We start from the raw sequence: 12,009 nt of genomic DNA on the forward strand, positions 1-12,009 counted from the left end.
TGCATGGGTTGCGCGATGTCGGCGCGCTTCACGGCGTATCCCAAACGGGTGCCGATGGCGGGTCGACCAGGCGCGTGTGGGAGGCCTTGAGCGCGTCGAGCTCGGCCATATCGGCGCGGGTCAATGCGAAGTCGAAGACATTCAAGTTGTCGATGAGGTGCTGCCGGTCCGAGGAACGCGGAACGGCGGCCATGCCGCGCTGGATGAGATAGCGCATCGCGATCTGCGCCGCGGTCCGCCCGTGTGCGGCGCCGATGCGCGCGAGCACTTCCTCGCCGGCCATACCGCCACGTCCCATCGGCACATAAGCGACCACGGCCATGCCGTACATCTCACATGCCGCGACGACCTTGTCCTGGTTGATATATGGGTGGCATTCGATCTGGTTGCACACCAATGGCTCGCTGGTCGACATCCAGGCCTCTTCCAGCAGGGCCGTGGTGAAATTCGATACCCCGACGTGCCTGGCCTTGCCCTCGCGCTTTGCCTTGCACAAGGCTCCGACCGTCAGGTGCAAAGGCACGTCCTTGCTCGGCCAATGGATGAGGAGCAGGTCGACATAAGGCAATTGCAGGTTGGCCAGGCCCTGGTCGACCACGCGCGCGAAGTCGTCGGGCTTCGCATCCGCCGCCCTGACCTTGGTCGTGATGAACACGTCTTCCCGCCGGACGCCGGAGTTGCGCAGCGCGGCACCGACCAGGTGTTCGTTCTCGTAGTAGGCAGCGGTGTCGATATGGCGATAGCCCACCTCCAGGGCGGTTTCGATCGCCCGCAACCCGGATCGGCCGGTCAGCGTCATCGTGCCGAGGCCGACCTGGGGGATGCAGGCGCCATGAGCGGTGATGCAGGGAATCTGAGGAGAAGCTGGGGACATGAAGAGCATCCTCGTGGTGTTGCGACATCGGCAACGCCAAGCCTCGGCGGTTTCGCCGAAGCCATCTCGTTGCGGGGAAGGAGGAAACGCGGGTAAATAAGCCCCGGATTCGAAAGAGGGGCTTTATCCGCCGGGCCAAGATCTCACGGGAGCTCCCTGCAGTGAAAACGCGCTTTGCTTGTCGTCATCACAAGAGAAACTAGTCATGCGGCCGTCCCTGGAATCCCTGCGCGTATTGGAGGCCTGCATTTCCGCGGGCAGCTTTGCGCAGGCAGCCAAACGCCTGTTCCTGACGCCTGCGGCGGTGAGCCTGCGCATTCGCACTCTGGAAGCGGAGCTCGGCCAGCCGCTGTTCATGCGCGTGGGCACGCGGGTCGTCCCGACGGAGGCTGCCATCGTTCTCGCGGGGCGAGTGCGGGAAGCGCTGGAGAACATCAACGAAGCGCTCGGGGAATTCCGGTCGTTCGCGCCGCGCCTGAAGCTGACCGCGCCGCCCACGTTCGCGTCGCGCTGGCTCGCGCCGCGCCTGCCCCAGTACTCGGCGGCCGGCGGGATCGGCATCGATCTGGACATATCGACCGACGTGCGCGATAGCCAGAGCTTCGACGTCGCCATCCGGACCGGCACCGGCGGGTGGCCGGGGCTGCGCGAGTTCCCGCTCTTTCCGGTGGACGTGACGCCCATGCTTGCGCCCGCATTACTGGGGTCGCGAGCCATCGGGGCACCCGCGGACCTGGCCGGCTTCCCGCTCCTGCCGCACCCGGACTGGGACCGTTGGTTTCTGGAGGCAGAAGGCGCCGTGCCGGGGAACCTGCGCTTTGTCGAGGTCGATTACCCGACGCATGAACTGAACGCGACAGCGGCGCTGGAAGGGCTGGGCGTCGCGCTGCTCTCACCGGCGCTGTTTCAACCTCTGCTGGCCGAGGGGCGGCTGCTTGCCCCCTTCCCCTGCGTCCTGAGAGGTCCGACGGGGCATTTTGCGCTGATGCGCAACGACGACATGCGCGCGCCGGTGCTGCATCTGTGTGAGTGGCTGGTACAGCAGGCGCAGGCCTTCGACGGGTGACTGCGCGGGGCCGGGCCGGCCTCCCCTGGCCGGCCACCGGAGGCAGCCCCCTATTCCGCGGCCAATCCGTCCGGACCCCGGCAAGAGCCATGTCGATTCGAACTCCCTTCGTTCGTCGCAGACAGGGAATACCCCCCCAACGACCCAGGAGAACCCGCATGACCAGCAAGAACACCATCTGCCTCTGGTACGACGGCACGGCCCTCGAGGCCGCCACCTTCTACGCCAAGACCTTCCCGGACAGCGCCGTGGGCGCCGTCTACCATGCGCCCGGCGATTACCCCGACGGCAAGCAAGGCAATGTCCTGACGGTGGAGTTCACGGTCATGGGCATCCCCTGCCTGGGCTTGAATGGCGGCCCGGCGTTCAAGCACAACGAGGCGTTCTCGTTCCAGGTGGCGACCGACGACCAGGCCGAAACCGACCGTCTGTGGAACGCCATCATCGACAACGGCGGCAGCCCCAGCGCCTGCGGCTGGTGCAAGGACAAGTGGGGCCTCTCCTGGCAGATCACCCCGCGCGCGCTGATGGCCGCCATCAGCGACCCGGACCGGGCCGCGGCCAAGCGCGCGTTCGACGCCATGATGGAGATGACCAAGATCGACATCGCGGCGATCGAGGCGGCCCGGCGCGGCTGATCTTTCCTGGCGGCTGCGCTGCAGCAGGCGCAGCCACCGTTCCGAGAACCGCCACTGGCGGCGATGTGCGCAGTACGCGAAGACACCCATCGCCGCCAAGTCGATCCCACGCCAAAGGAGCGTGCATGCCTGGTCTGTACCATCGATTCGCCGTCACCGTGCTCAAAGCTGGTCTGCTTTTTCCCGCGTGGTCAATGGCGACCGAAGCCGTCCCCTTCGATACCGCCGAGCTGGACCGCACCATCTCGCCGTGCACGGACTTCGATCGCTTCGTCAACGCGCGCTGGCTGGCCGCCCATCCCATTCCCCCGGATGAAGTGCGCTGGGGCGTGTTCGATCAGCTGACGCTGGAAAGTCTTCACGTGCAGCACGACATCGCCGAGCAGGCCGCCGGCGCCACGGCCACCGCGAACGGCGATGGTGTCAGACGCCAGATCGGCCTGCTCTACCGTTCGGGCATGGATGTCGCGGCGATCGAGCGCGCGGGCCTCACACCGCTTCGTCCCACGCTCGATGCCATCGCGCGGCTCAAGACATCCGAAGACACCGCGGTCTTCCTGGCTCATGCCGCTGCCGAGGGCCAGCCATTCGTGTTCGCCTTCGATGTGCAGGGCGATTTTCGCGATGCGCGCAAGCAGATCGCCGCCGCCGCGCCTGCGGCGCTGGGCCTGCCCAACCGCGACTATTACGCCGATGTGCGCTATGCGCAGGAGCGGAAGGCGTATCGCGCCTACATGGTTCGCCTCTTTCGCCTGGCGGGCGATGGCGCGCCCGAGCAGGCAGCGGACGATGCGCTGGCGCTGGAGACCGCCCTCGCCAAGGTGACGCTCTCGCCGGTGGAGGCCCGACAGCCGGCGAACCAGTTCCATGCCGTGCGCGTGGCCGAAGCGGATCGCCTCACCCCGCATTTCCCCTGGGCGCCGTTCCTCGCCGCGCAGGGGCTGTCGGCGCAGGACGAGTTCTCGATGGCGCCTCCCGCGTTCTTTGCCGGGTTCGATCGCCTGTTGGCCAGCGCGCCGCCGGCCCAGTGGCGCGCCTACCTGCGTTTCCACGCATTGGACCAAGCCGCGCCCTACCTCGCGCAGGCGTTCCAGGACGCCTCCTTCGATTTCCACGGCCGTACGCTCACTGGCCAGCAGAACGACAAGCCGCGCTGGCAGCGCGTGCTCGGCACCATGAACGCTTACATGGGCGAGGCGATGGGGCAGCTTTATGTCGCGCGGACGTTTTCGCCCGAGGCCAAGCAACGCGCGCAGGTCCTGGTGACGCGCCTGCTGGATGCCCTGAAGGCGCGCATCGAAGCGCTGGACTGGATGAGCCAAGCCACCAAGGCGCGCGCGCTGGCCAAATGGCGGGCTTTCGTGCCCAAGGTCGGCTACCCCGATCACTGGCGCGACTGGTCCGGCCTCGACCTGTCCGCGACCGGTTATTACGCCAACGTGCGTGCGCTTGCGCGCCATGAGCACCGGGACGCGATGGCGCGTGTCGGCAAGCCGACGGATCGGAGCCGCTGGAGCGTGCTGCCGCAGACGGTGGATGCGTTCTACCGCGCGGAAGACAACAGCATCACCTTCCCGGCGGCGATCCTCCAACCGCCGTTCTTCTACGCCGACGGCGACGACGCCATCAACTACGGCGGCATCGGCGCCGCCATCGGCCACGAGGCCACGCATGGCTTCGACGATGCCGGCCGCCAGTTCGACGGACAAGGCAACCAGACCGACTGGTGGACGGCGGAAGACAATGCGCGCTTCAATGCCCGCGCCGATGCGCTGGTGCGCCAGTTCGACGCCTACGCCCCCCTGCCCGATCACCCCGACGTCCACATCAATGGCCGCCTCACCCTGGGCGAGAACATCGCGGACCTCGGCGGGGTGTACATCGCCTATGACGCGCTGCAGTCGGCGCTCAAGGCCAACCCGGACGAAGCCGGTCGCCGCATCGACGGCTATACCCAGGACCAGCGCTTTTTCCTCGCCTTCGCGCGCATCTGGCGCGCCCATATGCGCGAGCGGCAAACCCTCGTCTACCTGTCGAGCAATCCCCACGCCACGCCGCGCGAACGCATCATGGGCACCCTCGGCAACGTGCCGGCGTTTGCGAAAGCGTTCCAATGCAAGACGGAGGATGCCATGACGCGGCCGGCGGACCGGCAGGTGCGCATATGGTGACGGCCTGCGTCGTCCGGTGACACGCTGGACTCTCCGCTGACCGTTTACGCGGCGACTCGATCACATGGCTAGAGGGGCCGGCTGACGCCGGCCCCTCTTCTTTTCCGGCACGTCTGTCCGGCACCCTGGCCGCTATCGGGGGACCCGGCGGTAAAAATTTCTTTGACCGCGGCTCGAAAAGAATCGCGTTCCTTGGGGCTCCGCGACGACGGCAAACTGCCGTCAAACCGCGGAGACCTTCCATGCGATTCCTGGTGATCTATCTGCTGTGCATGCTCATGACCTGCTCGGCCGCGGCAGCCGTGGACGGCTCCTCGGCCGATGAGGCGGCTATCCGCCGCGTCGTGACGAGCTATTTCCGCGCCGGCGACGAGGGCCGCCCGGACCTGCTCTACCAAGCCTTCCAGCCCAGCCTGGTGATGTACAGCGTCAGGCCCGAGGGCGATCTGACCGGACTGGACCTGGCGCGCTGGGCAAAGCGGCTTGCCGAGGCGCGCGGCCTGCAACCGGCGCACAGGCGCAACATTCAATGGATCGACATACACGGCGACGCGGCCAGCGTGGAGGCGCTAAGCGTGTTCGAGGACCATCAGTTCCGGGATTTCCTGAGCCTGCTCAAGGTGCAGGGCCAGTGGCGCATCATCGGCAAGGTTTTCGTCAACCAGCCGGTGAACGCTGCAGCCGCTGAGAACCCTGAGGATGTCAAAGCGGTGCGCGAACTGATCGAAGCGCAGTTCGACGCAATGGACCGGAACGATGGACGGCGCCTGTCGGCCTTGTACGATCCGCGCGCACTCAGCTTTTCCGTCACTCGCGGCGAATTGACGGCGGTCGCCATGGGCGAATGGGCCGGTCGCTTCGACGAAGCTGCCGCGCGCAAGGAGTTTCCAGAGGGCGTGACTCGCCGCATCGATCGCCTAGCCGTACGGGGCAGCGTCGCCTGGGCGAGCTTCAGCCACCGCTCGGGCCACCGCGTGGTCGTGGACACGGCGCTCTTCGCCAAGGTGCACGAGGCATGGCGCGCGGTCCACCTGACCTATGTGGTCGTCGCCGACTGACGAGCGCGCGGACGTCGCGCCGACGACGGAAGTTGCGGCAAGATGATCAGCCAGGGCGGGCACGTCCCTGCCATGGCGGAAAGACGCTATGCCGACTTACCAGAGCATTTCCGTGGAAGGGCTCGACATCTTCTATCGCGAAGCCGGTGACCGCCGGCATCCGCCGGTGCTTCTTCTGCACGGTTTCCCGTCCTCATCGAGGATGTACGAAAAGATCCTGCCGGCGCTGGCGACGCGTTACCACGCGATTGCGCCGGACTACCCGGGCTTCGGCCACTCCAGCGCGCCTGCACCGAACGAGTTCGCCTATACCTTCGATCATCTGGCCGCCGTGATGGATGCCTTCGTGCAACGGCTGGGCATCGAGCGCTACGCACTCTTCGTGCAGGACTATGGCGGCCCGGTGGGTTTCCGCCTGGCGCTGCGCCATCCCGAACGCGTGACCGCCATCGTCGTGCAGAACGCGGTATCGCACGAGGTGGGCCTGGGCCCTTTGTGGGAAACGCGAAAGCAGTACTGGGCGAATCGCGATGCCTACGCCGAAAAACTCCGCGCCAACCTCATCGCGCCGGAGGCGGCCAGGCAGAGGCACGTCGGGCTGGACCCGCACCCGGAGGCGTACGATCCCGATGCATGGACGGACGAGTCGGCCTTCCTGGCGCGGCCCGGCCAGGATCGCATCCAGGAAGACCTGTTCTACGACTACCGCACCAATGTGGCCGCTTACCCGGCCTGGCAGGCGTACCTGCGAACGCATCAGCCGCCGCTACTTGTCGTGTGGGGGAAGTACGACCCGTCCTTCACCGTAGATGGCGCATGGGCTTATCGGAATGATGCCGTGCACGCCGAGATCCACCTCCTGGAAGCGGGCCACTTCGCCATGGACACGAAGAGCGACGAGGTGGCGGCGCTCACCCTGGCATTCCTCGACAAGCATGTCCGCCGGGACGATCCGCGCCAGGTATGATGCTGTCCGCGCGAGATGGCGGACGCGGTCAGCCATGGGGATCCGCAGCCCCCGAGCCAAAGAGGCGCCCATCTGGAGTCAAACGGGTTTTCCCTGCGCGAAAGTCCCACCCTGCACAAAAATCCGACACGCCATGGATGAGGCACGCCTTGAACGATGTAGCCAGCAAGTTGATGCAACACAAGCGGAGCCTCTGGAGAGGCGCGCTCATATCGCCCTGGGTGGTTCCGGTCGGCCTGGCGCTCGTCCTTGGTGTCTTGGGACTCATCGGCAGCATCGTCACCTCGGAAGAACACGTTCCCGCTGACTTGGGCGCCGGCTTCTGGTTACTTCTGCTCATCGTCGTCTTCGGCGTGCCTTTCACCTATATCGTGACCTTCGTATTCGTGGTCCCGATGGTGCTCCTGCTGCGATCCCTCAAGGCGCTTTCGGCGGCGAGACTATGTCTCTGGTGCGCGCTCCTCGGCCCGTCGACCATGTATGCCTACGCCTGGCTTCTGAAGGGCCAGCCTGAAAAGGTGCTGCAGCCTCTCGGACTCGCGATGGGCGCCACTTACGGCCTCATTTCCGGCGCGGCCTTCTGCTGGGCCTCCCGCGTGCGGCTGTTCGCGCGCCGTCCGGACAAATAACAGGAACCGGCAGGGCGACAGGCGCCGTACGGAGCCTGCCTGCGCAGGCAGGCCCACGGGCCGGGCACGGCATTTCCTAACCAAAGTCGAGCACGACGCGCCCTTCGACCTTGCCTTCGCGCAACCGCTTGAAGACATCGTTGATGTTCTCCAGGCGATCCGTCGTGACCGTCGCGGCCACCTTGCCCGCTTGGGCGAAGTCCAGCGATTCCTGCAAGTCCAGCCGCGACCCCACGATCGAGCCGCGCACGGTGATGCCATTGAGCACCATGTCGAAGATCGACAGGTCGAAGTTGCCCGGCGGCAGACCGTTGAGCGATACCGTACCGCCGCGGCGAACCATGTTCATCGCCTGACTGAAGGCCTTGGGCGATACGGCCGTCACCAGCGCGCCATGTGCGCCGCCGATTTCCTTCTTGATGAAGGCGGCCGGGTCGGCGTTCCTGGCATTGACGGTGATCGCGGCGCCAAGCTTCCTGGCCAGATCCAGTTTTGCGTCGTCGATGTCCACCGCGACCACATTGAGGCCCATCGCCTTGGCGTACTGCACGGCCATGTGGCCCAGGCCACCGATGCCGGAGATCACCATCCACTGACCCGGGCGCGTGTCGGTGACCTTGAGTCCCTTGTAGACCGTGACGCCCGCGCATAGCACGGGGGCGATCTCGATGAAGCCGATGTTCGACGGCAGATGTCCCACGTAATCGGCGGCGGCGAGGGCGTATTCGGCGAATCCGCCATTGACCGAGTACCCCGTGTTCTTCTGCGTCTCGCACAGGGTTTCCCAGCCGCCCAGGCAGTGCTCGCAATGGCCGCAGGCCGAGTACAGCCAGGGAATGCCGACGCGATCGCCCTCCTTCAGGTGGGATACGCCCGGCCCTATCGCGACGACGTGGCCGACGCCCTCGTGTCCTGGGATGAAGGGGAGCGTCGGCTTGACCGGCCAGTCGCCGTCGGCGGCGTGGAGATCCGTATGGCACACGCCGCAGGCTTCGATCTTGACCAGCACCTCGCCAAGCCCCGGCGTGGGCACCGGCACTTCCTCGATGGCCAGCGGGCCGCCGAAGGTGTGGACTACAGCGGCCTTCATGGTCTTGCTCATCGCTTGTCTCCTTTTGGACGGCGACCTTGCCGGCGTGCCGTTTGCAGCCAAAAAAACTGAGACAAGCCTAGTGCGGCCCGATGGCACGCCCATTGATGTGCATCAAGTGACGGGCTGGCGATAGGCCGTGCTGCTGGTATGGCAAGCGCGCAGCATGAGGCCGGCGGCCCCATCTTGCATGTCCGCCGCTGCGACGCGACGGCGAGCGAGGCGCCACTGAACGCTGCTCGCCGTCGCGCTTGCTGGGCCCTACTTCTTCGGTGGAAGTCCCATCTTCGCCAGCGTCAGGGTCTCGTCCGCGCGGCCCCAGCCGCCATCGGTCACTTCCTCGACAAGCACCATGGAGTACGGGCGGACGCCTTCGCCGAAATACTCGACGAACATGGCGGTGGTGCGATGGATGATGTCTTCCTTGCGGGCGGCGTCGATGATGCCTTCGGGAAACTTGAAATTGGCAAACGGCATGGAACGATCCTCAGTTGAGTGGAACGGGGTTGGCGCCGGCTGGCGACGCTGCCGCCGGACCGTGCGAGGCATGTTGATGCTCCCGCCGAAATGCATAAATGCGGGCGGACGGATATCTCTATTCAGCGGCTTTGAACAATTCGCGGCGAAGACGGCGGCCGCGCGAGTGGACGAGGCGCATAGTCAAACCGCTCGACCGCGTGGAAACGCGCATCACGACACCTTCACCCATTGGCCCCGGACGACTTCACCCGCGGCCGATTCTTTTGCGATGCAGCGAGCGTCTTGCGCCGATGGCGCGCTACAGTCGCGCGCAGGCATCGATCGCCGAGTGTCCGGGTACGGGTCCATTGCGTCGTGGCCTTTTTTTGGAAAGCGGATTTAGATCGATCTAATCGCATGGTTTCTGGGGAGAGCGCGGTCGTGATCCGGCACTCGCCGATAAGCCCGGGGTGTTCCGCATGTGCTGCGCGGACCCGGCATCGGCATGGCCCTCAGGGCATGGCAGAGCTTGCGCGGGCGGCCGACGAACGCGTGGCATCGCTCGGCTCCGCCTCCATGCGATAGCCGTCTAAACGGCTCGTACGTGCACGTCGCCAGGCCGGATGACCGCCCACGTTCCGGCATGGACGGGTTGGACATGCAGCTTCCCCTCCGTGGGCATGCGAAAGGAGCGCTTCCGATTATGAATCTCCAAGCAGTACGCACACGCATCCGGGCCATGCTGGTCGCGGCCGGCCTCACGGCCCTCGTGGCCATCGTTCCCTCGATGGCGGCCGAATCCGCCTATCCCGCCAGCCCTATCGCCGACGGCTCGACGGCGGTTGCCCGCGCCCGAGTCGCGGCGGACGTCCTGATGAGTTCCTACGAGCCCGACAAGGCCTGGTTTCCAGGCAGCTGGTGGAACTCGGCCGTGGCCTTGCAGACCATCGGCGACTACATGCAGCGCACCGGCGACCGCCGCTATCTCGCGCAGCTGGACAACACCTTCGAGAAGGACAAGGGCGTGTTCCCGGCCGGCGTGCTGTCGGGCGACCCCCTGCTCGGCAACTTCACCAGCCGCGCCATCGACGACTCCGCATGGTGGGGGCTGACCTGGCTACAGGCCTACGACCTCACCCGCAATCCGAAGTACCTGGACATGGCGGCCACCATCGCCGAGTACGTGTATGGCTACTGGGACACCAGCACTTGCGGCGGCGGCGTCTGGTGGAATGCCGAACGCACTTACAAGAACGCGGTCACCAACGGGCTGTGGATCCGCCTCACCGCCGAGCTGCACAACCGGATACCCGGCGACAGCGTGTGGCTGGCCCGCTCGCGCACGGCATGGAACTGGTTCCAGCGCAGCGGCATGATCAATGCGAACGGCCTGGTCAACGATGGACTCACCGACGCCTGCACCAACAACGGGCAGAACGTGTGGACCTATAACCAGGGCCTGGCGATCGGCGCCGGCCTGGAACTGTGGCGCGCCACCCGCGACCCGAACATTCTGGCCAACGTGCGGCGCCTCGCCGACGCGGCGATCGGCCCCAATGCGCTGGTGACGAACGGCGTTCTCACCGAAACCTGCGATGCCCTCACCCAGACCTGCGACGACAACGCCAAGCAGTTCAAGGGCATCTTCATGCGCTACTGGATGGACCTGGTGGATACCATCCGCGATCGCGGCTATGCGGCCTTCCTCGCCCGGCAAGCCGGCAGCGTCTGGGACGACGATCGCGATGCCGCCGGCCGGCTCGGCACGCGCTGGTCCGGCGCCACCAGCGTCGATCATCCCAACGTGTTCGACTGGCGCACCCAGGCCAGCGCGCTCAGCGCCCTGGTCGGCAACGTGCCGGCCCTGACGCCGCAGGTATCGCTGGCCGCGACGATGTCGCCGGCGCAGCCGGTGATCATGCCGTCCGCCTCCGGCACGACGGCCATCGCAGTCGACCTCGGCGTATCGGCGACGGGGTACTTCCCGCTGCAAGTCCTCGCTTCCGTCGCGCCTCCCGCTGGCTGGAGCGCTTCGCCGCAAGCCACGCTGCTGCGCCTGCAGCCGAGCGGCAACGCCGTGCCGGTCAGCGGTGTCGTTCCGCTGAAGATCACGGTGCCGAGCGCCGCCGCCGATGGGCATCACCTGGTCACAGCGAACGTGTACGCCGCAGGCCTGTACTTCACCACGCAAGCCGACGTGCTCGTTGCGCACAAGATCGATTTCGACACCGGCACCGTCGACGAGAACCCCTGGCTGTTCGATCCGGACGGCTCGCAGAGCAACGGCGTGCAGAACCGCTTTGCCGACGGCAACGCGCACTTCACCTATCGGTTCCCCTTGCCGGCCGACACCACGGCAGCCCAGCTCACGCTGACCATCGACGCGGAGTTCGTGGTGCAGGTCAGCAACGACAATGAGCACTGGACGACCGTGCTGAAAGAAGACCGTCCCATCACCGACGGTTCGAACAAGGCCGACCGCAGCATCAACCTGACGCCCTTCCTCGGCGCCGCCGCCAACGATTCCAGGCCGGTCTACGTGAAGGTCTCCGATGCCTTCCCCAATGACGGCTGGGGCGGGCGCGTCTATCACGTCGCGGCGAACATCGTCGAATAGGCCCGGCGCCTCCGCCCTCGCTGTCGTGGGCAGAGTCTTCGGTAGTGACGGAACCGCGGCTGCCGGCTGGATGCTCAGCCGCGGCTTCCGTCACGGATGGTCCGGAGGAATGCCATCACGGCATCCGCCCTTCCCTGCGTCACGAGGCGCAGGGCGGTCTGGCATCCCAGTTCCGCGATGGGTACGTGGCGATACCAGTGAATGGCCGCCACGATGTCCGGCTCGATCTTCCGCGCCAGTTCGAGCACGGCGATCGTGGCCGCGAGCGGCGGGTGAGCGCCGGACGCGGGTTGGCCCGCATGCGACCCCAGCGGTCCGTGGATGAGTCCGGCGAAAGGTGTTCGTGCACGCATGGCGGAATCACCTGGGGAGGGATGGATGGCAAAGCTGCCGACGAGCGCCCCGGCTTCGCGGCACGGGCGCGCGATACATGCGCCCGT

Annotated in this window: 11 protein-coding genes; 7 read left to right on the forward strand and 4 right to left on the reverse strand. The window is 66.2% G+C overall.

Annotated elements, in window-relative coordinates:
- Positions 1–28: 28 nt before the first annotated feature.
- Positions 29–874 carry an aldo/keto reductase gene (locus RKE25_RS12565; protein WP_311838442.1) on the reverse strand — a complete coding sequence of 282 codons (846 nt, stop codon included), beginning with the start codon at positions 872–874 and terminating at the stop codon, positions 29–31.
- 205 nt (positions 875–1,079) lie between these two features.
- On the opposite strand from RKE25_RS12565, the gene RKE25_RS12570 reads away from it, so the two are divergent.
- From RKE25_RS12570 to RKE25_RS12595, 6 genes are all read left to right on the forward strand, one after another.
- On the forward strand, positions 1,080–1,940 hold the full coding sequence (locus tag RKE25_RS12570; RefSeq protein ID WP_311838443.1) for a LysR substrate-binding domain-containing protein: 861 nt from the start codon (positions 1,080–1,082) through the stop codon (positions 1,938–1,940).
- Positions 1,941–2,098: 158 nt separating this feature from the next.
- Positions 2,099–2,578 carry a VOC family protein gene (locus RKE25_RS12575; protein ID WP_311838444.1) on the forward strand — a complete coding sequence of 160 codons (480 nt, stop codon included), beginning with the start codon at positions 2,099–2,101 and terminating at the stop codon, positions 2,576–2,578.
- A 125-nt stretch (positions 2,579–2,703) separates the two neighbouring features.
- Positions 2,704–4,749: a M13 family metallopeptidase gene (locus RKE25_RS12580; RefSeq protein ID WP_311838445.1), complete on the forward strand. Its 2,046-nt coding sequence runs from the start codon at positions 2,704–2,706 to the stop codon at positions 4,747–4,749.
- 254 nt (positions 4,750–5,003) lie between these two features.
- Positions 5,004–5,807 carry a nuclear transport factor 2 family protein gene (locus RKE25_RS12585; protein WP_311838446.1) on the forward strand — a complete coding sequence of 268 codons (804 nt, stop codon included), beginning with the start codon at positions 5,004–5,006 and terminating at the stop codon, positions 5,805–5,807.
- A gap of 88 nt (positions 5,808–5,895) precedes the next feature.
- Positions 5,896–6,774, forward strand: a complete 879-nt coding sequence (locus RKE25_RS12590) for an alpha/beta hydrolase (protein WP_311838447.1) — start codon at positions 5,896–5,898, stop codon at positions 6,772–6,774.
- A 149-nt stretch (positions 6,775–6,923) separates the two neighbouring features.
- Positions 6,924–7,403 (forward strand): hypothetical protein, encoded by a 480-nt coding sequence (locus RKE25_RS12595; RefSeq protein ID WP_311838448.1) that lies wholly within the window; start codon positions 6,924–6,926, stop codon positions 7,401–7,403.
- Positions 7,404–7,479: 76 nt separating this feature from the next.
- Here the strand turns inward: RKE25_RS12595 and adhP are convergent, their stop codons facing one another.
- Positions 7,480–8,505 (reverse strand): alcohol dehydrogenase AdhP, encoded by a 1,026-nt coding sequence (gene adhP, locus RKE25_RS12600; protein WP_311838449.1) that lies wholly within the window; start codon positions 8,503–8,505, stop codon positions 7,480–7,482.
- A 249-nt stretch (positions 8,506–8,754) separates the two neighbouring features.
- A complete protein-coding gene (locus RKE25_RS12605; protein ID WP_311838450.1) occupies positions 8,755–8,970 on the reverse strand; it encodes a tautomerase family protein in 216 nt (71 codons plus the stop codon).
- Positions 8,971–9,655: 685 nt separating this feature from the next.
- Here RKE25_RS12605 and RKE25_RS12610 point away from each other — a divergent pair.
- The gene (locus RKE25_RS12610; protein WP_311838451.1) at positions 9,656–11,569 is read left to right on the forward strand and encodes a glycoside hydrolase family 76 protein; all 1,914 of its coding nucleotides are present in this window, start codon (positions 9,656–9,658) and stop codon (positions 11,567–11,569) included.
- 74 nt (positions 11,570–11,643) lie between these two features.
- Here RKE25_RS12610 and RKE25_RS12615 read toward each other — a convergent pair whose 3' ends face one another.
- Entirely contained in the window at positions 11,644–11,922 is a 279-nt protein-coding gene (locus RKE25_RS12615) for a hypothetical protein (RefSeq protein WP_311838452.1), read from the reverse strand.
- Positions 11,923–12,009: the final 87 nt, after the last annotated feature.

The sequence above is a fragment of the Dyella sp. BiH032 genome (assembly GCF_031954525.1).
Lineage (GTDB): Bacteria > Pseudomonadota > Gammaproteobacteria > Xanthomonadales > Rhodanobacteraceae > Dyella_D.

Excerpts from the sequence above, each read along its gene's own strand:
- RKE25_RS12610 (WP_311838451.1), top strand. The coding sequence starts at position 9,656 with ATGAATCTCCAAGCAGTACGCACACGCATCCGGGCCATGCTGGTCGCG.
- RKE25_RS12615 (WP_311838452.1), bottom strand. The coding sequence starts at position 11,922 with ATGCGTGCACGAACACCTTTCGCCGGACTCATCCACGGACCGCTGGGG.
- adhP (WP_311838449.1), bottom strand. The coding sequence starts at position 8,505 with ATGAGCAAGACCATGAAGGCCGCTGTAGTCCACACCTTCGGCGGCCCG.
- RKE25_RS12575 (WP_311838444.1), top strand. The coding sequence starts at position 2,099 with ATGACCAGCAAGAACACCATCTGCCTCTGGTACGACGGCACGGCCCTC.
- RKE25_RS12580 (WP_311838445.1), top strand. The coding sequence starts at position 2,704 with ATGCCTGGTCTGTACCATCGATTCGCCGTCACCGTGCTCAAAGCTGGT.
- RKE25_RS12605 (WP_311838450.1), bottom strand. The coding sequence starts at position 8,970 with ATGCCGTTTGCCAATTTCAAGTTTCCCGAAGGCATCATCGACGCCGCC.
- RKE25_RS12570 (WP_311838443.1), top strand. The coding sequence starts at position 1,080 with ATGCGGCCGTCCCTGGAATCCCTGCGCGTATTGGAGGCCTGCATTTCC.
- RKE25_RS12590 (WP_311838447.1), top strand. The coding sequence starts at position 5,896 with ATGCCGACTTACCAGAGCATTTCCGTGGAAGGGCTCGACATCTTCTAT.
- RKE25_RS12565 (WP_311838442.1), bottom strand. The coding sequence starts at position 874 with ATGTCCCCAGCTTCTCCTCAGATTCCCTGCATCACCGCTCATGGCGCC.